At 51.8% G+C, this 22,075-nt stretch carries 22 protein-coding genes; 15 read left to right on the forward strand and 7 right to left on the reverse strand.

The annotated features are described in order from the left end of the window. The first annotated feature begins 46 nt into the window (after window positions 1-46). The gene (pqqA, locus tag Q9291_RS10410; protein ID WP_081624291.1) at window positions 47-118 is read left to right on the forward strand and encodes a pyrroloquinoline quinone precursor peptide PqqA; all 72 of its coding nucleotides are present in this window, start codon (window positions 47-49) and stop codon (window positions 116-118) included. A 90-nt stretch (window positions 119-208) separates the two neighbouring features. Here the strand turns inward: pqqA (Q9291_RS10410) and Q9291_RS10415 are convergent, their stop codons facing one another. Continuing rightward, a complete protein-coding gene (locus Q9291_RS10415) occupies window positions 209-835 on the reverse strand; it encodes a LexA family protein (protein ID WP_306389984.1) in 627 nt (208 codons plus the stop codon). A gap of 277 nt (window positions 836-1,112) precedes the next feature. Between Q9291_RS10415 and Q9291_RS10420 the strand changes: the two genes are divergently transcribed. After that, window positions 1,113-1,931 (forward strand): sulfite exporter TauE/SafE family protein, encoded by an 819-nt coding sequence (locus Q9291_RS10420; protein ID WP_306389985.1) that lies wholly within the window; start codon window positions 1,113-1,115, stop codon window positions 1,929-1,931. 74 nt (window positions 1,932-2,005) lie between these two features. Here the strand turns inward: Q9291_RS10420 and pqqA (Q9291_RS10425) are convergent, their stop codons facing one another. Next, window positions 2,006-2,077, reverse strand: coding sequence for a pyrroloquinoline quinone precursor peptide PqqA (pqqA, locus tag Q9291_RS10425; protein ID WP_081624291.1), 72 nt, complete (start codon window positions 2,075-2,077; stop codon window positions 2,006-2,008). Window positions 2,078-2,327: 250 nt separating this feature from the next. On the opposite strand from pqqA (Q9291_RS10425), the gene Q9291_RS10430 reads away from it, so the two are divergent. The 5 genes from Q9291_RS10430 to Q9291_RS10450 all read left to right on the forward strand — a co-directional run bounded on the left by Q9291_RS10430 (window position 2,328) and on the right by Q9291_RS10450 (window position 7,378). Continuing rightward, on the forward strand, window positions 2,328-2,984 hold the full coding sequence (locus Q9291_RS10430; protein WP_306389986.1) for a YoaK family protein: 657 nt from the start codon (window positions 2,328-2,330) through the stop codon (window positions 2,982-2,984). A 108-nt stretch (window positions 2,985-3,092) separates the two neighbouring features. Beyond that, window positions 3,093-4,724, forward strand: a complete 1,632-nt coding sequence (locus Q9291_RS10435) for an alpha-D-glucose phosphate-specific phosphoglucomutase (RefSeq protein ID WP_306389987.1) — start codon at window positions 3,093-3,095, stop codon at window positions 4,722-4,724. Window positions 4,725-4,744: 20 nt separating this feature from the next. Then, on the forward strand, window positions 4,745-6,301 hold the full coding sequence (locus Q9291_RS10440; RefSeq protein ID WP_306389988.1) for a M48 family metalloprotease: 1,557 nt from the start codon (window positions 4,745-4,747) through the stop codon (window positions 6,299-6,301). Between the two features lie 14 nt (window positions 6,302-6,315). Further along, entirely contained in the window at window positions 6,316-6,687 is a 372-nt protein-coding gene (locus tag Q9291_RS10445) for a putative quinol monooxygenase (protein ID WP_306389989.1), read from the forward strand. A 37-nt stretch (window positions 6,688-6,724) separates the two neighbouring features. After that, complete coding sequence (locus tag Q9291_RS10450) at window positions 6,725-7,378, forward strand: hypothetical protein (protein WP_306389990.1); 654 nt, start codon at window positions 6,725-6,727, stop codon at window positions 7,376-7,378. A 99-nt stretch (window positions 7,379-7,477) separates the two neighbouring features. On the opposite strand, the gene Q9291_RS10455 is transcribed toward Q9291_RS10450, so the two are convergent. The 3 genes from Q9291_RS10455 to iscX are packed head-to-tail and all read right to left on the reverse strand — an operon-like array spanning window position 7,478 to window position 9,608. Continuing rightward, complete coding sequence (locus tag Q9291_RS10455; RefSeq protein ID WP_306389991.1) at window positions 7,478-7,978, reverse strand: retropepsin-like aspartic protease family protein; 501 nt, start codon at window positions 7,976-7,978, stop codon at window positions 7,478-7,480. Between the two features lie 16 nt (window positions 7,979-7,994). Beyond that, window positions 7,995-9,407, reverse strand: a complete 1,413-nt coding sequence (locus Q9291_RS10460; RefSeq protein WP_306389992.1) for a phosphomannomutase/phosphoglucomutase — start codon at window positions 9,405-9,407, stop codon at window positions 7,995-7,997. A 6-nt stretch (window positions 9,408-9,413) separates the two neighbouring features. After that, window positions 9,414-9,608 carry a Fe-S cluster assembly protein IscX gene (iscX, locus tag Q9291_RS10465; protein WP_306389993.1) on the reverse strand — a complete coding sequence of 65 codons (195 nt, stop codon included), beginning with the start codon at window positions 9,606-9,608 and terminating at the stop codon, window positions 9,414-9,416. A gap of 252 nt (window positions 9,609-9,860) precedes the next feature. On the opposite strand from iscX, the gene Q9291_RS10470 reads away from it, so the two are divergent. From Q9291_RS10470 to Q9291_RS10485, 4 genes are all read left to right on the forward strand, one after another. Beyond that, window positions 9,861-11,927 (forward strand): AsmA family protein, encoded by a 2,067-nt coding sequence (locus Q9291_RS10470; protein WP_306389994.1) that lies wholly within the window; start codon window positions 9,861-9,863, stop codon window positions 11,925-11,927. Between the two features lie 467 nt (window positions 11,928-12,394). Next, the gene (gene glyA / locus Q9291_RS10475; RefSeq protein WP_306389995.1) at window positions 12,395-13,642 is read left to right on the forward strand and encodes a serine hydroxymethyltransferase; all 1,248 of its coding nucleotides are present in this window, start codon (window positions 12,395-12,397) and stop codon (window positions 13,640-13,642) included. A 3-nt stretch (window positions 13,643-13,645) separates the two neighbouring features. Further along, window positions 13,646-14,095: a transcriptional regulator NrdR gene (gene nrdR / locus Q9291_RS10480; protein ID WP_306389996.1), complete on the forward strand. Its 450-nt coding sequence runs from the start codon at window positions 13,646-13,648 to the stop codon at window positions 14,093-14,095. A 41-nt stretch (window positions 14,096-14,136) separates the two neighbouring features. Further along, window positions 14,137-14,514, forward strand: a complete 378-nt coding sequence (locus tag Q9291_RS10485; RefSeq protein WP_306389997.1) for a hypothetical protein — start codon at window positions 14,137-14,139, stop codon at window positions 14,512-14,514. 18 nt (window positions 14,515-14,532) lie between these two features. Here the strand turns inward: Q9291_RS10485 and Q9291_RS10490 are convergent, their stop codons facing one another. Together Q9291_RS10490 and Q9291_RS10495 are read right to left on the reverse strand one after the other, a co-directional pair. Then, on the reverse strand, window positions 14,533-15,675 hold the full coding sequence (locus Q9291_RS10490) for a phosphoserine transaminase (protein WP_306389998.1): 1,143 nt from the start codon (window positions 15,673-15,675) through the stop codon (window positions 14,533-14,535). Then, on the reverse strand, window positions 15,672-17,819 hold the full coding sequence (locus tag Q9291_RS10495; protein WP_306389999.1) for an ATP-grasp domain-containing protein: 2,148 nt from the start codon (window positions 17,817-17,819) through the stop codon (window positions 15,672-15,674). Before Q9291_RS10495 ends, Q9291_RS10490 begins: the two co-directional genes overlap by 4 nt. Window positions 17,820-18,038: 219 nt before the next feature. Between Q9291_RS10495 and ribD the strand changes: the two genes are divergently transcribed. The 4 genes from ribD to Q9291_RS10515 all read left to right on the forward strand — a co-directional run bounded on the left by ribD (window position 18,039) and on the right by Q9291_RS10515 (window position 21,920). Then, window positions 18,039-19,130, forward strand: a complete 1,092-nt coding sequence (gene ribD, locus Q9291_RS10500; protein ID WP_306390000.1) for a bifunctional diaminohydroxyphosphoribosylaminopyrimidine deaminase/5-amino-6-(5-phosphoribosylamino)uracil reductase RibD — start codon at window positions 18,039-18,041, stop codon at window positions 19,128-19,130. A 5-nt stretch (window positions 19,131-19,135) separates the two neighbouring features. Further along, window positions 19,136-19,936 carry a TatD family hydrolase gene (locus Q9291_RS10505; RefSeq protein WP_306390001.1) on the forward strand — a complete coding sequence of 267 codons (801 nt, stop codon included), beginning with the start codon at window positions 19,136-19,138 and terminating at the stop codon, window positions 19,934-19,936. 275 nt (window positions 19,937-20,211) lie between these two features. Continuing rightward, window positions 20,212-21,285 carry an S-methyl-5-thioribose-1-phosphate isomerase gene (mtnA, locus tag Q9291_RS10510; RefSeq protein ID WP_306390002.1) on the forward strand — a complete coding sequence of 358 codons (1,074 nt, stop codon included), beginning with the start codon at window positions 20,212-20,214 and terminating at the stop codon, window positions 21,283-21,285. Continuing rightward, window positions 21,282-21,920 (forward strand): class II aldolase/adducin family protein, encoded by a 639-nt coding sequence (locus tag Q9291_RS10515; RefSeq protein WP_306390003.1) that lies wholly within the window; start codon window positions 21,282-21,284, stop codon window positions 21,918-21,920. Before mtnA ends, Q9291_RS10515 begins: the two co-directional genes overlap by 4 nt. The last annotated feature ends 155 nt before the right edge of the window (window positions 21,921-22,075 follow it).

Raw genomic sequence — 22,075 nt, forward strand, 5'->3', positions numbered from 1 at the left:
AACCAGACACGATGTCGGTTCGAATAACCAGATCAAGGAGATCATTATGTGGACTAAACCAGCTGCTACAGAAATGCGTTTTGGCTTTGAAGTAACCATGTACGTGATGAACAAATAAGTTTGTTCTTACGCCAAAAGCCCCGGTTGCCTGATAGTGCTTTTATAGGCGCCGGGGTTTTTTATATATGGTGCTTTTTTGTAGCCATGATTATCTGAACCGCCTGAATGAACTGATGACCACGCCCCAGATTTCAAACTGCATAGGTACCTGAATGATAATCGGCGTGTATTTGCCAGACGAGTTGGCGGGTAACAGCTTGGGATTACCATCCTTTTGTTTGGCCAGCGTTTTGATGGTGAATTCGCCATCAATCATCGCCAGCACAATATCGCCGACTACCGGCAATTTTGATTTATCCACCACGGCCTTGTCGCCAGGCATTAACCCGGCTTCTATCATTGACTCGCCCTGAATCGTCACAAAAAATGTGCTGTCCGCCTGGTCGATTAAATAGGCATTGGGGTCCAGCCGTTTTTCAACATGGTCATCAGCAGGGGAGGGAAATCCGGCAGGGACTTTGGATTGATACAGCGGAATACTGACACTAACCGGGGTCAAGGCTGGCAGATCAAAAGCCTCTACGCTGTCCAGGTTTTCTTTCAAATGGCTGATGCGTTGCTTTTTGGCGTAGGCAGCCAGCAAGTCGCTCACGGTCGCTTTCTGGCTGATTGGTACGCGTATCACCGTGGTGGGTTCCATGTAGGGGCCTGAGCCAGATTTACGGCCCGCGCCGGGGCGTTTGCCGCCGATTTTTTTCAGATCATTGTCGTTCATTTGATTATTGTAACAAAAATCAATAAAAACAACAGGCCAGAGTTGTATCTGTCTATTTTCTGCAATAGAAGCTTGACTGTAGCTTGCCAGCGACATGTCCGTCGGAGTCCGATTGCATGTATCAGGGCGTTGAAAGCCAGCTTGTTAATCCGGCCAGTTTTTATGGTTTGAATCGCTGTACAGACTGGCTTGTGGCGTCATTTAGCCAGACGCCTTGTGGCTGCGTTTTGCCTTGGTCAAGGTTTATACTGTCACCCTTTGTTCTGGGTGTGTGGTGATGGATGTAATACAGCTGTTTATGGCGCAATATGCCCTATTCTGCCTGATCGGAGTGGTGGTAGGTGTATTGTCAGGATTGTTGGGGGTGGGAGGGGGCATTGTGCTGGTTCCCATACTGCATGCCATACTGGTTGCCAGGGGCTGGACGCCTGACCTGGCCTTTCATAGTGCGCTGGGCACCTCGATGGCGTGTATTGTGTTTACTTCATTGTCGAGCATTGCCGCGCACCACAAAAACAACAATATTGTCTGGTCGTATGCCGGGGCCATGGTGCCGATGGCTTTTGCCGGATCGCTGTTGGCAACCTGGGTCGCCATTCAGGCCAATGCGTTTTATCTTGCCTTGTTTTTTGCGGCCTTTACTTTCTACGCGGCGGTTCAACTGTGCCTGGATCGCAAGCCGGTGAGCCACAAGGTGCCGGGGCGCCTTGAAATCAGTGTGGTCTCTTTATTGATCGGTGTGGTCTCTGCACTGGTGTCGATAGGGGGTGGTACCTTGACAGTGCCTTATTTGACGATGCGCAATGTCAGCGTTAAGCAGGCCATTGGCACCTCTTCGGTACTGGGTTTCCCGATTGCACTGGCGAGTACCGTGGGGTACCTGTATGCGGCATGGCAGCAGGGCAGTCATGCGCCGGATAGTGTTGGTCTGTTGTATCTGCCAGCCATTTTGTTAATTACGCCTTTCAGTGTGCTGTTTGCCCCTCTGGGTGTCGCATTGACCCAGCGTTTGCCAGTCAAGGTGTTGAAGCGTATTTTTGCGGTATTCCTGATTGGAGTGACAGGTAACCTGTTGTGGTCGCAACTGGCGGGGTAATTAGACGGCTCTCAAAACAAAAAACCCGCCATTGGCGGGTTTTTGCTTCAGCTTGTAATCAATACAAAGTCTGATTATTTGTTCATGACGTACATAGTCACTTCAAAGCCAAAACGCATTTCGGTAGCAGCTGGTTTAGTCCACATAATGATCTCCTTTGGGTTGTTTGAAAGTACATCGTGTTTGATGTGCTTGTATGACTTTCACTATACGCGGGTGTTTCAATTTGCCCTTGAGGCCTTTGCGTAAAATCTACTCATGATTTTACGTAGTTTTATTGCTGGTCTTAAACGGGCCATTTGATGCCATCAAGCCTGATGATGCGGTTTCTATTGTGGTCAGGCACTGGCGGCGTAGAATAGTCTTTAGAAAATCATCACGAAATGAGGGTGTGACATGATGCAGCGTTTACCTCGCTGGGTAGAGTGGGGCGGGTTTTTATTGGCGATGAATGCCGGATTTGTGAACGCTGTGGGGGTGCTGGGGTTTCGCCATCAGGCGGTGTCGCATTTGACCGGTATTTCGACTTACTTCTCGATTGAACTGGTAAATCAGGACTTCTGGCAGGTATTGCACTTGCTGTGGGTGATCGTGTTTTTTGTGCTGGGGGCTATCCTGAGTGGTCTATTGATTGGCAATGAAGCACTGAAAATCGGGCGCCGTTATCATGTCGCCTTGTGGATAGAAGCCGGATTTCTGGCGGCTGCCGTCTGGCTGCTGAATCATGACTGGCAAAGTGGCCAATGGCTGGCTTCGGCTGCGTGTGGCTTGCAAAATGCTATGACCAGCACCTTTAGTGGGGCGGTGGTGCGTACCACGCATGTGTCAGGGTTGTTTACCGATATCGGCATTGCACTCGGTTTGCGTTTGCGCGGACAGGCGTTTGACCGCCGTCGGCTGCTGCTGTACGCACTGCTGATTACCGGCTTTATCACTGGCGGCGTGCTGGGCGCCTGGAGTTATCTGCACTGGCATTTTAATGCCTTGTTGTTACCCGCCTTGCATGTAATTGCTTTGTCAGTGTGTTATCACGGGCTCAGCCGTCGGGCCTGAATGGGTTGAGGTCATAAAAGTCCCGGTATCTCGCCCTGAGAGGCAAAAAACTGGCATCAATTTGTAATACAATCAACTCCAATCATTTTCACAATTAAGAGCATTGCCATGCAGATTCAAACTGTCGTTACCCAACCGTTTTCTGATCAAAAACCCGGCACCTCAGGCTTGCGTAAAAAAGTGCGTGTTTTCCAGCAGGCGCATTACCTGCAAAATTTTGTACAAAGCATTTTTGATATTCTGGACATTCCTGCCAATGCCACCCTGACTGTAGGCGGGGATGGCCGTTTCTATAACAAAGAGGCGATCCAGATCATCATCAAAATGGCTGCGGCTAACGGCTTTGCCAGGGTGATGGTGGGCCAGCACGGCATTCTGTCTACGCCTGCCGCGTCAAATATCATCCGCAAATATCAAACCTTTGGCGGGATTATCCTGTCGGCTAGCCACAATCCAGGCGGTCCGGATGACGATTTCGGCATTAAGTACAATACGGATAATGGCGGCCCGGCGCCTGAAAAAATCACTGACGCGATTTTTGCCAACAGCAAACAGATCAGTCAGTACAAAATAGCTGCATTGCCAGATGTAGATTTAACAGCCATTGGCAGCACGACGCTGGATGGTTTTGTGGTCGAAGTGATCGATGCCGTGCGTGACTATGCTGACTTGATGGCCAGTATGTTTGACTTTCCTGCCATTCAACGCTGGTTGGCCAGTGGCTATCGTATCAAGTTTGATGCCATGCATGCCGTGACTGGTCCCTATGCCAAAGAGATTTTTATTCATCGCCTGGGCGCCCCGGCAGACAGTTTGATGCACTGCGAAGTCTCGGAAAACTTTGGCGGAGGGCATCCTGACCCGAACCTGACCTATGCCGAAGATTTGGTCAAGGTGGCCTATGGCACACTGTCGCCTGACTTTGCGGCCGCTTCTGACGGTGATGGCGACCGCAATATGATTCTGGGTAAACACTTTTTTGTTACACCTTCTGACAGCCTGGCACTGATTGCCGCCAATGCCAAATTGATTCCGGCCTACGCCAAAGGGTTGAGTGGTGTGGCGCGCTCCATGCCGACCAGCGGCGCCGTTGACCGCGTGGCGGCGAAGCTGGGCATTGCCTGCTTTGAAACGCCCACTGGCTGGAAATTTTTTGGCAACCTGATGGATGCCGGTAAAGTCACCCTGTGTGGCGAGGAAAGCTTTGGCACGGGCAGTGACCATGTACGTGAAAAGGACGGCTTGTGGGCCGTGCTGTGCTGGCTCAATTTATTGGCGGCGACAGGGGAGAGCGTCGAATCTTTGGTACGCAAGCACTGGCAGGCGTATGGCCGCAATGTCTATTCACGCCATGATTATGAAGGCGTGCCTACTGAGCAGGCCAATGCCGTCATGGCGAATGTCAAAGCCCAGTTCAACAGCCTGCCGGGGCAAGTATTTGGCAGCTACACGGTCAATACCGTGGATGACTTCAGCTACACCGACCCGGTGGATGGTTCGATCAGCACGGGTCAGGGCTTGCGCATTCTGTTTACTTGCGGCTCACGCATTGTGATCCGCCTCTCTGGCACCGGCACTGAAGGCGCGACTATTCGTATTTATCTGGAAGCGTTTACCGAAGACCCGGCGCAGCAGCAACTGGACGCGCAAGAAGCGCTGGCTGAGCTGATTACTGTTTCGCACCAGATTTCGCAATTGCCACAATTGACTGGCAGACAGCAACCTACCGTGATTACCTGATTGCCATGCGAGTGATTACGATGTTGAGACGCCACAAAAAAGCCATTGCCATCACGCTTGCCTCGACCTTGCTGTCTTGCGGCGTCAATCCCGTGACCAAGCAGCGTGAATTCCAGTTTGTTTCGCAAGACAAGGAAATCCAGATTGGCCAGCAGAATTACAGTCCGGCCCGTCAATCACAAGGCGGCGACTATACGCTGGATCCGGAACTGACACGTTATGTGCAGCAGGTTGGACAAAAACTGGCAGTGGTGTCTGACCGGCCGGATCTGCCCTATGAATTTGTCGTGCTCAATGACTCGGTGCCCAATGCCTGGGCCATGCCGGGCGGAAAAATCGCGTTTAACCGTGGCCTGCTGTATGAGTTGCACAGCGAGGCTGAACTGGCAGCGGTACTCGGCCATGAAATTGTGCATGCGGCAGCACGGCACGGTGCCAAAGGCATGGAGCGCGGTATTTTTATGCAAGGCGCCATGTTGGCTGTGGGCCTGGCGACGCGTGATTCTAACTATGCCAACCTGGTCGTGGGCGGCGCACAGTTGGGCGGTCAATTGATCACCAGCAAATATGGCCGCGATGCCGAATCCGAGGCTGACACCTACGGCATGAAATACATGAAGCTGGCCGGTTATGATCCCTCTGCTGCCGTGACCCTGCAGGAAACGTTTGTGCGCCTGAGTGAAGGCAAACGGCAGGACTTTATCAGCGGTTTGTTTGCCAGCCACCCGCCTTCACAAGAACGCGTGGATGAAAACAAAAAAACGCTGGTCGAACTGGGTGCCGGTGGTGAAATGGGCAAGGATATTTATGCCGAAAAAATGAGCAAGCTGATGGCCACGCGTGAGGCCTATAAAGCCTACGATGAAGGCAAGGCAGCCTTGCAAAAAGGCGATGCCGAAAAAGCCAAAGCACTGGCCAAAAAAGCACTGAGGATCGAGCCACGTGAAGCCCGATTTCAGGAGCTGCTGGGCGACGTAGCCCTGACCAATAAAAACACTACCGAAGCTCTGGCGTTTTATGACAAGGCCATCCAACTGCAGCCTGACTACTTTAAACCTTATGTACAAAGCGGCATTGCCCTCTTTAATGACGGCAAAAAAACACAGGCAGAACCTTTCCTGAAAAAAGCCAATGCTTTGTTACCGACGGCGCCCGGCTATGCCTTGCTTGGCCAGATTGCCGAAGGGCGCGGCGAAACCACATTGGCTTTGCAGCATTACCAGCTGGCCGCCAGTTCCGATTCTGATATCGGCAAAGAGTCTGCTGCCCGCGCCATGCGTATAGACCTGCCACGTAATCCCGCGCGCTACCTGCCCTCGGGGCCTGTTGCAGATAATTCCGGGCTGGTGTTTGCCGCCGTACAAAACAACAGCAGCGTGCCTGTGGGCCGCGTACAAGTGCGCATGCTGCAATACGATGGTCGAGGTGTGGTGATCAACCAGACCCGCGCCATGCTGATTACCGGCGGCATTGCGCCAGGCAAACGCGGCATGGTCGCCACCGGCTTTCGCATTCTTGATCAGCAGGCACTGCAAAACTTTAAAGTGATTGTAGAAGGCGCAGAGCTTGCCAAATAACACATTAATCACGCATGGCTACTACTGATACCTGCGTCTCCGTTTCCCCATACTTTCAAATCCACCCAGGCCAGGCTGCAGCCTTTCGTGCTGTCTGTGAAAAATATGTCGCATGGTCAGCCCGCGAACCTGGCTGCCTGTATTACGGCTTTAGTTTTGATGGTGACCTTGCGCACTGCCGCGAAGGATTTGAAAACGCCGATGCGCTGTTGGCCCATATCGAGAATTTACGGCCGATTTTGCATGAAATGGGTGAAGTCTCCCAATTGCTGCGTATTGAGGTGCACGGTCCTGAATCTGAGCTAGAGAAACTACGAACGCCGTTGGCGGGCATGCATCCACAGTGGTTTGTGCTGGAATATGGTTATCGAAAATCACCAGAATAGATTTTAAAGGACTGGGTCACAGACTCATTAAAATGACATGACAAATGTATATAAAAAAAGAAAAGTATTGGTAGTAACTTTGCTACTCACAATACTGCTATTTCCTATTGGAGTATATGTCTACAATTTTGGATTTGTAATTCTTGATGACCATCAACGATGGGCTGAAATGGGATCCGCAATGTCTGGTATTTACGGTCCTATTCTTACGATTCTAACGCTATTGGTTTTAATCTTTCAGCTAAATCTGCAGGAAAAGTTAAATAGGCACACCTATGATCAAGCTTATGTTCAAGAAGCAAGGGCAGATATTAATTTTTATCTAGATCAGCTATCAAAGGCATTTGCCAGCAAGTTTGAGGATGACAAATTTGTTGGGCAAGTTTTAACCGATACATTTGCGTACTCAACAAAACAAGAGCTACTCACCTCTCCATTAATCGAGATAGCGAAGGCTCTTGATAAGCATCATTCGAGTTTACTAACTTCTTGGGCTGCATATTATTCTGTACTTGCTGGAATTGGTGTGCATCAACGGTATCCGTATGAGAATGCACATATAGCTGCTCGGAATAAAGCAGTTGCTTTGTTTTCTTATGCAGGATGTGCCGCTTTAGATAACTTTCTATTTGCCGTATCTGAAGAACGTTTAAAAATCCCTTACGCATTTGCCTCGAAGCTTAATGAGTAGAAGCGCTTTGACATGTCTCTAGGCTTTTTTCAAGCTCACAATTGATTAGTTAAGGCTCGTTTGACATGTTGAATTTATGGGTGACATGAGTTTAATCGCCTATTCGCCCGCTTTGATCGTCATTTTTCCCTTGTGCAAGCGCACATCCATCCTGCCCAGAAAACTCATGCCCAACAGGGCATCGCCTTCCAGGCCGGGCGCAATGGTGGCGGCAACATCGTGTGCAGTGATGCCGCCGAGTTGTACGGTTTTCAACCTGACCAGGTAAGCGACGGCTTCGCCGTTGGCGGTGTGGGTGCTGACGGCTTCCTGACTCCGCAAACCCAGCCTGTCGGCCACGCTCTGTGAGATGGCGACGCCGGTTGCCCCGGTGTCTACCAGTACGCGCACGCGTTCACCGTTGATCAGTGCTTCGGCGCCATAATGCCCATCAGGACCGCGTTTGAGTTCGACCACTTGCGGTGTGCCTATTTGCTCAAGGCTGTTAGGGTGTTGTATGCGGTCTACGAGCGTCCAGACCAGTGCTGCCAGCACGAGCCAGATCAATAAGTAAAGTATGCTGAAGCCGCGTGAGAATATTCGTTGAGTCGCATTGTGCATGCTGATTGAATGGAGGCTAAAAAGGAATTTTCAAGTCAGGCCTGTGGCTGTTGAGTTGCTGTTTGAACGCCTCCTGAATGCGTTCCAGGGCTGTTTCAGTATCGGCCTCAAAGCGCAGCGTCAGCACCGGCGTGGTGTTTGAGGCACGTATCAGGCCAAAGCCGTCGGCATACTCCACGCGCAGGCCATCAATGGTGATCACTTCCACCGCGTCTGCGAAGTGTGCCGATTGCTGGAGGCTGTTGATCAGGGCATGCGGTTCGCCTTCTGCCATCGCGATTTGCAGCTCTGGCGTATTGACGCTGTCAGGTATGGCGTCGAGCACGGCGCTGGCATCGGCGCTGCGGCTGACAATTTCGAGCAAGCGGGCCGCACTGTAGAGGCCATCATCAAAGCCAAACCAGCGTGGTTTGCCTTGTGTGCTGTCGTTAAAAAACAGGTGGCCGGAAAGCTCTCCACCGATGGCGGCCCCGGTTTCATGGATTTTGGCTTTCATCAGCGAGTGACCGGTTTTCCAGATCACCGGTTTCCCGCCATGCGCTTTGATCCAGGGGGATAAGTGACGCGTGGATTTGACATCGAATACCACGGGGCTACCAAGCTGCTGTGCCAGGACATCCTCTATAAACAGCATTAGCTGGCGATCGCTGCGGATAATGTGTCCTTGTTTGGTCACTACGCCCAGGCGGTCACCATCGCCATCAAACGCCAGGCCAATCTCTGCCTCGCCCAGCCGCAACCGGGCAATGATGTCTTGCAGGTTTTTGGCTTCAACCGGGTCTGGATGATGGTTGGGAAAGTGTCCGTCGACCTCGCAAAACAAGGTTTCCACTTCACAGCCTAGCGCCTTGAACAGTGCAGGTGCAAACGCCCCGGCCACGCCATTGCCACAATCAATCACTACCCGCATCGGGCGAGTGAGCTGGATATCACGCACAATCGTCTGCTGGTACGCGGCTGCAATGTCATGCGTGGCAAGCTGGCCTGCTTGCGGCGCGCGGCGAAATTGCCGGGCTAGGATACGCTGCCTGAGCGCTTGTATGGCTTCGCTGCTCAGCGTGTGACCGGCAATCACCATTTTGATGCCATTGTACTGCGGTGGATTATGGCTGCCGGTGATCATGATGCCGCTGCGGGTTTGCGGCAGGTGGTGTGTGGCAAAGTAGAGCATGGGGGTGGTGACCATGCCCAGGCTGATCACATCGGTGCCTGTGTGCAACACACCTTCGCCCAGTGCGGCTGCCAGGGCCGGGCTCGATAAGCGGCCATCATAGCCGATGCAGAGACGCTGCTCGCCATGCTCCTGTGCCAGCGAGCCCAGTGCCAGCCCGATCTGGTAGACAATCTCTGTGGTCAAGGTGTCATCGACAATGCCACGAATGTCATACGCCTTGAAAATGGAAGCAGGAAGCAAGGGGGCAGACTGCATGTTGGTTTATTCTGCTTCTTCGATCCAGGCCAGTTGGATCGCTTCGAGGATTTTTTCCCCGCAATGGCTGGCATCCTCTTCGAAGCCATCCAGATCCAGTACCCATTGCATCAAATCGGTAAAGCGGATGGTTTTGGGGTCGATGTCGGGATATTTGTCATACAACTCTTCGGCGATACGCTGACTGTCGGTCCACTTCATGATGTACAGGCTCCAGTTTTAAGTGATTGTAGGTGTGATGTCATTTGCCATTATAACCGAGCCGTTTCAGGCCACCTAGGCAGCCGCTGTGCCAGATTACGCTGACAAGATTCTCAGTGTGAGCTGACTAGGCGCGCGCGTGCATCTTTGACTAAGATGGCGTATGTTGGCGCTAATATGATCTACATACAACACAATCAACATGCATAACAATGCAATTCTTATAAAAAACGCAGGTGAATAGAACTGAATATGCAAGAGACACAAAAAAGTAACACGACAAAAGCGATCGTCTGGACTGTTGCGGTCCTGGTCGCTATAGTGGCAGTCTGTGAGTGGGTAGGCTGGCCTTTTTTACGCATCCCTTTTACCCATTTTCTGGAAAAACAGTTAGAGCGCACAGTGGTGATTGATGCGCCTTTTTCATTGCATGCCTGGGGTGGCCTGCGTCTGCAAGCCGCACATGTGCGAATGTCGGCGCCTGCAAGTTTTCAGCAGCCCTATTTTTTTGATGCGCACGGTGTGGAAATCGCATTACGTTATCGCGATGTGTGGCAACTGCCTGAGGGTGCCGCTTACCGTGTGAAAGCCATTCGTGCTATGCAGCTGGACGCGCATATGGTACGCACCATAGACGGCAAGGCTACCTGGCAGTTTGACCTGGATGACAATAGCCCAACACGGCCTTTTCCTGTGATTGAGGGCCTGAATGTGCGGCAGGGGCAGGTGAACGTTCAAGACGCCATGACGGGCGCCGCGGTGCTGGCAAAGTTTACTACCGAAGAGGGCAGTGCTGATGCATCACCCCACGCCAAGGTCACGCTGCAAGGCACGCTGAAAAAAGTCCCGCTGCGCGGCATGCTCGAAACGGCCGGATTCTTGCCAGCAGTGACCCAGAAGCCAGATTCGCCACCGGTGCATTCTTCGGGATGGCTCAACTATGGCGCACTGTCCCTGCGTTTTGACGGGTCTGTGTACGACATGTTTGGCCAGCCGCGCGTCAAGGGGCGCCTGGACTTGGTCGGCCCTTCATTGGGGGATGTCGGTGATTTGTTTGACATCACCTTGCCGCGGACCTCGGCCTTTAAAGTGCGCGCAGACATTGAAAAGTCCTCTGCACAATGGCGGGTCACAGTACCTGCCGCCAAGATTGGGCGCAGTGCGCTGGCTGGAAAGTTTACCTACGACACCGAGGGCGACAAGCCCATGCTGCGCGGTACGCTGACCGGCAAAAAATTATATCTGGCTGACCTCGCTCCCGCTTTTGGTGCGCCAGTCGCTGAACCAGCTTCTGTCAAAGAGCATGCGACGGCAACCAGTGCCAGTCCACCCGCCAAAATGTTCCCGGATACCCCTTTGGACTTTGCAACCTATGTGCGTATGCATGCTGAAGTTGAAGTAGACCTGGATAACGTGGATTTAGGCAATGCCTTTCGCGAACCCATCGCCCCTTTAAAAGGGCATTTGTCTTTACTCAACAATAAGCTGTCACTTTCTCATATTGATGCCCGCACTGCACAGGGCAGTCTGGCGGGTGAGATCTTTATCGATGCGCACGAGGTGTCCGCTACGCAAGCTGCTGGCGCACAAGCACTAGTACCGGACTGGGGCATTGAGCTTGCTGTACGCGATATTCGCCTGGAAAAGTGGCTGAAGGTCGCACCCACACCCAAACAAGACGCGCGCACGCAGCCTGACACTCCCGGCAAACCCTCTGCTGATACGCCACAACCTTATATCAGTGGCTTGCTGAATGGACGCTCCCGGCTACATGGTCAAGGCCGTTCTACGCGTGCCCTGATGCAGTCACTGAATGGCGAATTGGCCTTGTTGATCAGGCAAGGTAAGGTTTCTCATCTGTTGATCGAGGCCGCAGGGCTGGATATTGCACAGGCAGTGGGCGTCATGATCAAAGGCGATCAGCCGCTAGAAATGCAATGTGCCGCCATGGGCTGGAAAGCCAAACAAGGCATCCTGACCCCCGAAGCTGCGTTAATTGATACCAAGGTCACCACGCTGGTGGCGACAGGCACTGTCGACCTTGGGCAAGAGCAGCTTGATTTGACCTTGCGTGCCCGCCCTAAAAACTTCTCACCGCTGACTGTACGTTCGCCCATCCGTGTGCAAGGGACATTTATGGCACCTGAAGTATCGATCAATAAAGCACCTGTCGCAGCACGGGTTGCCGGAGCCGCATTACTGGCGTTGATCAACCCATTTGCAGCGATTCTGCCTTTCCTGGACCCGGGCACAAGTGATGCGGCGAATAATGCGGATTGTGCAGACACATTGCAACAACTGAAAAAACAAGGCCATTAGCGTCAAAGTGACTAATAAAGTGACTATGGCCATGTGCGCCGCATTGCTTCTTTATAAAACCAGACGCTTTTGGGGATATGTTTGGTCGCGCGTGTTGTCATGACAAAAAAAGAGCCCAACCGAAGTTGGGCTGAGGGAGCGATTTTGGAGATATACGCTTACGGTTTGTATAAAGCATAAGCTGTGCCATGTTTGTAATCTATGCTTTTATGGCGCATTTACGCGATGTTTCTCTTTGCAGGCTGGGTTCTCGACCCGCATATGCTGAAGAATGTGCCCCAAATTAGTGCATAAGCGGTGATGCTGGCGCATGAATACGCACTTTTGTGCTGGATGGCATGTTTTGATGGCTCCAATGCGCCTCGCTTGCGCTACATATGCGCAGGAGATGTTAAAGCTGCCAGCCAAGGGCACAACATGATAAAATCCTACTTTCATTTTTTCAGTAAATACGGAAACTTATTGTCATGTTTAGCACTTCTCGTCACTTAAACGTTGCCGATCCCGCATTAGCCAAAATGATTGCTGCCGAAGTGGAACGCCAGCATCAGCATATTGAACTGATCGCCTCAGAAAATTACACCAGCCCGGCCGTCATGGAAGCTCAAGGTTCCCAGCTGACCAACAAGTATGCAGAAGGCTATCCAGGCAAGCGTTTTTACGGTGGCTGCGAATTTGTAGATCAGGTGGAGCAACTGGCAATTGACCGGCTGAAAGCTTTGTACGGTGCCGAGTATGCTAACGTGCAGCCACACTCCGGATCGCAAGCCAACCAGGCTGTATATTTCTCGATTTTAAAACCAGGTGACACCGTCATGGGCATGAACCTGGGCCATGGCGGTCACTTGACCCACGGTTCGCCAGCCAACCTGTCCGGTAAATTGTTCAATATCGTGCCTTATGGCTTGAATGATAAAGAAGAAATCGACTACGACGAGATGGAGCGTATTGCCCTCGAGTGCAAACCAAAACTGCTGATTGGCGGTGCCTCGGCGTATGCATTGCGTTTTGACTGGGCCCGCATGGCCGAAATCGCCAAAAAAGTCGGTGCGTATTTCATGGTCGATATGGCGCACTACTCTGGTCTGATTGCAGCGGGTGTGTATCCTAACCCGGTGCCGCATGCTGACTTTGTCACTTCGACTACCCATAAAACCTTGCGTGGGCCACGTGGCGGTATCATCATGGCCAAAGCCGAGTTTGAAAAGTCTATCAATTCAAACGTGTTCCCAAGTTTGCAAGGTGGCCCGTTGATGCATGTGATTGCCGGTAAAGCGACCGCTTTCCTCGAAGCTGCGCAACCTGAGTTTAAAGCCTATCAGGCACAAGTGCTGAAGAACGCTGATGCAATGGCTAAAGCACTGGCACAGCGTGGCTTACGCATTATTTCTGGTCGTACCGAGTCCCATGTATTCCTGGTTGATTTGCGTCCAAAAGGCTTGACCGGTAAAGCGGCTGACGCTTATCTGGGCCAGGCACATATCACTGTCAACAAGAATGCGATTCCTAACGACCCTGAGAGCCCATTTGTGACCTCTGGTATCCGTATCGGTTCACCAGCCATTACGACACGTGGCTTTAAAGAAGCGGAAGCCGAACAAGTGGCACACCTGATTGCCGATGTGCTGGACAACCCGGAAAGTGCCGAGGTGATTGCTGCGGTGAAAACCAAGGTGCATGCCTTGACTGACCAGTTTCCAGTGTACGGAGCCTGATTCTTGAAGTGTCCGTTTTGCGGTGCCGATGACACTCAGGTCATTGATTCCAGAATCAATGAGGAAGGTAATTCTATCCGTCGGCGTCGGCGTTGTCCTGCGTGTGACAAACGGTTTACTACTTATGAAACTGCAGAGTTGCATCTGCCGCAGGTGGTCAAGCAAAATGGGACGCGGGAAGAGTTTAAACCTGAAAAGTTGCGGCTTTCATTTACACGGGCCTTGCACAAGCGGCCCGTGCCTACCGAGTATGTAGATAAAGCGCTGGAGCGGATTGTGCAGAAAGTGTTGAGCTTGGGGGCGCGTGAAGTGCCGGCCATGCTGCTCGGCGAAACCGTGATGCAGGAGCTCAAGCAGATGGATCAGGTAGCCTATATCCGCTTTGCCTCGGTATATCGCAGTTTCTCGGATGTGGATGACTTTCATAATGCCATCCGCGATCTGGACAGCTAACTGGTTAGCGCATACAAAATACATCAAAACAGGGGGAAAGTATGAAGCTGATTAAAATGTCGGCGCTGGTGTTGGCAGCGTTTACCGTGTTGCTCACCATTGTATTTTTTACCTGGTGGGCGTTTAAGGATCAAGCCGTATTTGGCAGTGAGCAGTTTGACCAGACGCGCTGGATGGAGCTTTCAAGCAGTGTGCAGCATGATTGCCGACGCGGGGATATGGCATATGACCTGAAAAGCCACATTCTGATTCGCGGTGCAAAAAAAGAAGCTGTCATGGCGCTGCTTGGTCGTCCAAGCCTTGAAGATGCTGACGCGCTGGAATATGACCTCGGCAAATGCATGCATGTCTATCATGCTTTGCGTATTTACTTTGACCATGACGGGCGTTTAACGCATAGCCAGATATCTTCCCACTAGGTGCTCACGCGCCTGTATTCAGGCATAGGCTGGAGATCGCCCGGCACTTTTCTTTTGGGCTGGCTGGTAACTTTTGCGAAATACCTGCATAAATGCTGCCAGCTGCTCAGTGGCAGCGAATTCCAGACCGTTATAAATTGAAGCGCGAATGCCGCCAATGCTACGGTGGCCATTCAATCCGGAAAACCCGGCTTCCCGTGCCTGTTGCAGAAATGCCTGTTCAATTTCTGTACTGGGCAAATTAAATACCACATTCATTTTTGATCGATCCGCCACGGCTGCCCGGCCACGGTAAAAGTCTGCGTGGTCGTCCAGCACCTGATACAAGCAGTCTGCCTTGGCCTGATTGCGCACGGCGATAGTGTGCAAGCCACCGATCTCGTCACGCAGCCAGCGTGTGACCAGCAGCACGCTGTAAATGGCAAACACGGGTGGTGTGTTGTAGATTGAGTGTGCATCGGCCTGCGCATGGTAGTTAATAAAGCCTGGCAAATCGCTGGGCAGGCTATGCATAAAGTCATCGCGCAAAATGACCAGTGTCACACCTGCCGGACCAATGTTTTTCTGGGCATGCGCATAAATCATGGCATAGCGGTTGAATTCACCCGGCGCTGATAACAGGTCGGACGACATATCACAGATGCGTGGTACATCTTCGCGGCCAGGCACCCGATGAAACTGCAAGCCCTCTACCGTTTCATTGGAGATGTAGTGAAAATATGCAGCGTCTGTCGATAGCTGTAACTCGGCATCAGTGGGCAAACGGCCAAACTGGTCCGCTTTGCCGCTCCATGCCAATTGCAGTTTGCCAGATTTCTCAGCTTCATGAATGGCTTTGCCACTCCAGTAACCGCTGTGGATATAATCAGCAGATTGTCCGTTTCGCAGCAGATTCATCGGCAACATTGAAAACTGCTGTGTGGCGCCCCCTTGCATCATCAGCACCCTGGTTGTCGCGGGTAAGCCCATGAGTTGGCGAATATTGTCTTCCAGTTCGTGCACCACTTGCGCAAACCATTCCGAGCGGTGACTGATGCCCAAAATTGACAAGCCGACTTCTGGCACACACAGCATGGCAGTGTGCAGCTGTTGCAATACGGTTTCAGGCAATGCGCCCGGACCGCCGGAAAAATTCAGTTGATTGGCATTCAGTTTCATCATGCGCTCTCCAGTAAAGGTTGCAGCTGCAATGCATATAAATATTGTTCAAAGGCGCGCTGTAATTTGGCAATTTGACCGGCTTTAAACGGGAACAGGTGGGGCGAATCCATGGCGTGTACTGCCATAATGTGGTCGATCTCAAATACCAGTAATTTGCCGTCTCTGGTTTCTGCGCAGTCTATGCATAAATAGTCGAGCTGCAAGCGCTGGTAGATGGCGGCCAGTGCCGCTTGATGGCGGGCGGCAAATACTGAAAAATTTTGCATGAACTGATCTTCTTCCGCACGTTTCTCGGCAGCGTCATACATGCCTGCATTGACGTAATGCACCATCCAGTCGCTTGAAATCGCCATGTGGCAGATAAACGGCTGGCCGCGCAGCATGGCAATGCGATATTTGCGGAACTGGCCGTCCAGGCTACTGTAATCGACAAAGCGGGATACAAAGAATGCTGTATTTTCAACCTGCTTTAAATAGTCTGCCAGTTCGGCTGCCTGCGTGATTCTGGCCAGGTCGTTACCGGCTTGTGAGCCTACCGGACGGATAATCAGGGGGAAGCCGGGCAGGGTGTGTGGGTCGTTCGGGTCTGCCTGGGCTTGCATGCTTAAACGTGTGACCACTTGGCTGCGGGTCAATTTATGCGTCCGTGGCATATCCAGGCCTGTGATGCCCTGCAAGAGTTCACTTAACTGGTCACGGTTCACATTGGGCAGCAAATGCGCTGGATTAATCACGGGCTGCTTATGGCTGGCCAGGCCAGCCTGGACCGCTAACAATAATGCACGGTTGGTCTGGCTGTCGGATAATGCCACCATCACCGCATCATGGTCGGGCATGGGCGAGGGCAATGGCTCTTCAACCGTTGCATAGTAATAAAGTAATTCGACCGGACTGTTTTCCAGCAGACAATCAATGGGCGTGTTCTCTGACAGGTCGCCAGGCGTCATGATCATGAGCAAACGAGCGCGTGGTGGCTGGCAGTTCGCAGCGCGACAGAACAGACGTTGCAAGCCCAGTGCCTGCGCTTGAATTGCGAGGCCCATGTCACGCATTTTCAGGCATAAAAATCCTGTGGACAGATTCATCCACAACACCGCATTGTCCTGATCCTGATTGGCTTGAACCAGCAAAGACTGGGTATGTGCGCGCAGATCTGCACCGCTCAGACTCATACGCAAAAACGGCGCCAGGCCCTGAAAGTGGTGGTTGGCGTCCGCATGTTCGAGATGTTCGAGCAAATGTTGCATATAGGCGCGTTTCTCTGCCGCGCGTGCAGAAGACCAGAAGTCTTCACTGGTAAACACGGTTTTGCCATCTATGCGCATACTCACGCAGTAAGGTTGACCAAGGACTTGCGTGTGTACAAAAGTAGCAAAACTTTCGGCAAAGTCTTCTTGCACATTCATACTGGCATACAGGGTTGGAAATGCGGTGCGTGCCAGATCCCGGTAAAGGTCCAATCCCTGGGTTGCAGACAGGTGCGGCTGGCTGTAAAAAGCAACTTTTTCATGGTGGGGGAAATCCTGTTCAGGACGAATGCGCATGCCATGATCAGTTTGCCAGCAGAGTGTGGCGAAGTGCCCTGCCAGCTTGGGTAGTGGAAATGACCAGTCAGCAGGACACAGGTCCGTCATGGTCGCCAGCACGTGGCCGAACTCGTGCAATAACAAAAATCTGAGTGCCTGTACACGCTGGTCTTGCACATCTTCCGCAATTCTGACTTCAATCTGGATATTGGAGACAGGGCTAAATGCCGAGTTTTCTTTCCAGCTGGCCCAGGCGTTGGCAGACGGCTGCTGAAATGCCTCGCTATCCAGCACAATGACAAAGCCGATATTGTGGCTGCCATCGCCCAGTGCCACCATGTCTGTCAGGCCAGAAGCCCCAATGCCACGTGCAAAGAATATGCCCAGTACAGATTTGTTGAGGGTATTAAGCAGGCTGTCAGGCAGGGTTGCGAGTGCCTGTGCAAGCAGGGCCTGCAAGGACTGGTCACATTCAACGGTGATTGACGATTGTAAGTTCTGTGACGCGCCATATTCGGACAAGAAGTTTTGCAAGTCAGCTGCAGGAGGAATGACACGTGTATGCAAGGGGTGTGCATACATGGCCAGCCATGGGGTGGGATCGGCAATATAAATCATGCCTTAGTGTAGCGTTCTCACGCGCGCACGTTAGCGGTAAAAAAACTGGAAAAAGCCGCTGTATTCTGCATTTGACGAGACAAAAGCGCTGTTTTTGCGCTAAAAAAGTTAGGCGTAAAAGCGCCATGGCTTGGTATGCACGATGAACCGGCAGGGCCGGCACAAAGGAATCCGCACAAAAAAACCGTAAGCGCGGGTTTTTTTGTATCATGACACTCTATGCAAGCAAGCACACACGATATTGAATGGATGACCCGCGCGTTGCGGGTAGCCGCGCAGGGACTCTATACCACGACACCGAATCCGCGGGTGGGCTGCGTGATTATTAAAAATGGGCAATGCGTGGGTGAAGGTGCGCACCTGAAAGCGGGCGAGCCACATGCCGAAGTGCATGCCTTGCGCGCCGCCGGTGTGCAGGCGAAGGGCGCCACTGCCTATGTGACGCTGGAACCTTGCAGCCATTTTGGACGTACCCCGCCGTGTGCAGATGCGCTGGTGCGTGCCGGCATCAGCCGAGTGGTGGTGGCCATGCAAGACCCTAACCCTCTAGTGGCGGGTCAAGGCATTGCGCGTCTGCAAGCGCAGGGCATTGCAGTGACTGTAGGGGTGTGCGAAGCGCAGGCTCTGGCGCTCAACCCCGGGTTTATCCGGCGCATGACGCTTCAGCGCCCTTATGTGCGACTGAAAGTGGCTGCCAGTCTGGATGGACGTACCGCCCTGTCCAACGGCGTCAGCCAATGGATCACCTCAGCGGACGCGCGAAAGGATGTGCACCACTGGCGCGCACAGAGTTGCGCCATCGTCACTGGGGTTGGCAGTATTTTGCAAGACAATGCTTCTTTGACCGTCAGAGAAGTCCATACGCCCAGACAGCCATTACGCGTGATTGTGGATAGCCGTTTGCGTATCCCGCTTGATGCCAAAGTGTTGGCAGGAGGGAATGCGCTGGTAGCGTATGCCGAGCCTGATATAACAAAACTTGAAAGCTTGCAGCAGATGGGGGTGCGCACCTTACACGCACCCAACCAGCAAGGTCAAGTGGATCTATCTGCGCTTATACAGGCACTGGCTGACTTGCCGTGTAACGAAGTGCTGGTTGAAGCCGGCGCGACACTCAATGGTGCTTTCTTGCAAACCGGCTTGATCGATGAGTTATTGCTATATTTCGCCCCCAAACTGATGGGAAGTGCTGCACTTGGCATGTTTGCTTTACCAGCGCTTACGCAAATGGCAGATGTGCGTGATTTGAATGTGACAGATATCCGTCAATTTGGGCAGGATATCCGTGTAAGCGCCCGCTTGAAAACGTAGCCAATATGCTGATTGACACCCATTGCCATCTTGATGCTACGGAGTTTGATGCAGACCGCGAAATGGTCTGGCAAGCCGCTTTGCAGGCTGGTGTCCGGGCAGTCGTGATTCCCGCAGTTACCGCCGAAACTTTTCAACCTATTATGCAGTGGTGTGCACAACACCCGCAGGCCGGGTTTGCACTCGGATGGCATCCCATGTATATCGAACAAGCCCCTGAAGATGCATTGCTCCAGTTGGAGCAAACCATCAAGGCTGTGTTGGCTGGGCCACAAGCCCATCAGTTGTTAGCGATTGGCGAAATTGGGCTGGATTTTTACCTGAGCCGGGAGCATGAAGCCAAACAGCTCGTGTTATTTGAGGGACAGTTACAGATTGCAAAACAGTTTGACGTACCAGTGATTTTGCATGTGCGCGGTGCTATCGACAGCATTCTTAAATATTTGCGCAAACATCAATTGCGTGGCGGCATTGCGCATGCCTTTAACGGAAGTTTACAACAGGCCGGTATTTTTTGTGATTTAGGGTTTAAACTCGGTTTTGGTGGGGCGATGACTTGGCCGCGCGCTTTAAAAATCAGGCAACTGGCTGCCGAAATCGGGCTGGAAAGTCTGGTTTTGGAAACGGATGCTCCGGATATTCCCCCTGTTTGGCTTGGACATCAAGGCCGAAACAGTCCCGATCAATTGAAAAAGATAGCTGAAGAAATGTCCTCAATTCGCCGCATTGAAATTTCGCAAATCATTGAAATTACAGGCAAAAATTCTTTGCAGGTTTTGCCAAAAATAGCGCATTTATGCACATGACTTAAAGTGACACTTTAACAATGTGCCGAAAGTGTTTCAATTATAGTGGACATGTGTAACCCATTGATTTTATTAAGTAAAAAAATAGATTAAAAAATGAACTTTTAGAAAAAACCCTTATAAATTGGTAAGTTACGCTTTTAAGACACAGCAATCCACAAAGTTATCCACAGATTTTGTGGATGGAAAAAGACGGAGTTTGTCCTACAAAAAAAGCAAGCGTTTTTACACATTTTTTTGAAATTAAAAAAACAAACTATATCGTTTAAGTCAATATGAAAATTCGAGACCAGCATTACCGTACGATTTGGCGTGAGCAGCAAACAGTTTGCATCATAGATCAAACGCTTTTGCCATTTGCATTTCAGGTGGTACGCATCGAAACGTATGTGGAAATGTGTCATGCTATTCGCACTATGCAAGTCAGGGGGGCGCCATTGATTGGGGCCGCTGCTGCTTATGGCCTGGTGTTAGGTATTCAGGCGGTAGCTGATGATGATGTGTTACATGCGGTGGCTGATGCACTGATTGCTACCCGGCCAACCGCCGTCAATTTGAGATGGGCCATACAACGCATGCTGGCACAGTTGCTCGTGGTGCCGCAGGCGCAACGCGCCATACTGGCATGGGAGGTTGCGCAATCTATTGCGGATGAAGATGTCACGCAAAATCATGCGATTGGTCAATATGGCAAAGCCCTGATTGCGCATGCGGTTACGGTGAATCCTGCGCAGGTCGTCAATATTCTGACCCATTGTAATGCTGGTTGGCTGGCCACTGTCGATGGCGGAACGGCGCTTGCCCCTGTATACGCCGCATTTGATGCCGGTTTGCATATCCATGTATGGGTAGATGAAACCCGTCCTCGTAATCAGGGCGCGAGTTTAACTGCTTGGGAACTCGCCCAGCATGGCGTGCCGCATACTGTGATAGCTGATAATGCTGGTGGCTACCTGATGCAAAATGGGCAGGTTGATATGGTGATTGTCGGGGCGGATCGCGTCACGCGTCAAGGCGATGTGTGCAATAAAATTGGCACATATCTCAAGGCTTTGGCAGCGGCTGATAATCAAATTCCGTTTTATGCTGCGGTGCCGACCCCAACCATAGACTGGCAGATGGTGCGTGGGGCAGATATTGAAATTGAAATGCGTGATGCTGATGAAGTGGCTTACATGCAAGGACAGGGCATAGATGGCCGCTTGCAACGTGTACGCGTCATCCCCAAAGAAAGTCAGGCGCTCAACCCGGCATTTGATGTGACGCCTGCCAAATGGGTTACTGGGATCATTACCGAGCTAGGCATCTTCTCTCCGGCTGATCTGCTCACATTGGAAGCAAAATCATGACCCCTACACCTGCTGCACAATTGCTGCTGACTGCCCGTCAGATGATACAGCTCGGATTAAACAAAGGCACCTCTGGCAATGCCAGTGTTCGTTTGGACGACGGGTTTCTGGTCACGCCTTCCGGGGTTCCGGTGGAGGCGCTGACAGAAAACAGCATGGTCTACGTGCAGTGGGATGGCAATGCCGAGCCAGGCAAAAAGCCATCCAGCGAGTGGTGCTTTCACCGGGATATTTTACTGGCCAGGCCTGAAATACATGCTGTGGTGCACACCCACAGCATGTTTGCAACCACGATTGCCTGTCTGGGCCGGGATGTGCCTGCATTTCACTACATGATCGCCACTGTCGGAGGCGATAGTATACGCTGCGCACCCTATGCCTTGTTTGGAACGCAGGCACTCTCGGTGGAGGCCCTGACCGCCTTGCAAAATCGACAAGCTTGTTTGCTTGCGCATCATGGCATGATTGCTGTAGGTAAAGACCTCAGTCAGGCGCTGGCCATTGCGATAGAAGTGGAAAATCTGTGTGAACAGTATTGGCGCTTGCTGCAGCTGGGCGAGGTGAAGGTGCTGAATACACAGCAGATGGAAGAAGTGCAGGCGCAGTTTAAAGGTTACGGTCAGTGGGGTAAGTAAGCGGGGGATAAATAATGCCCGCAAAGACGGTAAGCGCATGCATGCCTCGGTCACTATCTCTAGCGCCTGCCGTTCCTTTTCAGTTTTTTCCGTCGCCCGATGGGTACCTGTAATCACTTTCGTTGAGATACTTCGTTGCTCATGAAAAATTTATC

Source organism: Methylophilus aquaticus, from assembly GCF_030769565.1.
In the GTDB taxonomy this organism is placed as follows: domain Bacteria; phylum Pseudomonadota; class Gammaproteobacteria; order Burkholderiales; family Methylophilaceae; genus Methylophilus; species Methylophilus aquaticus.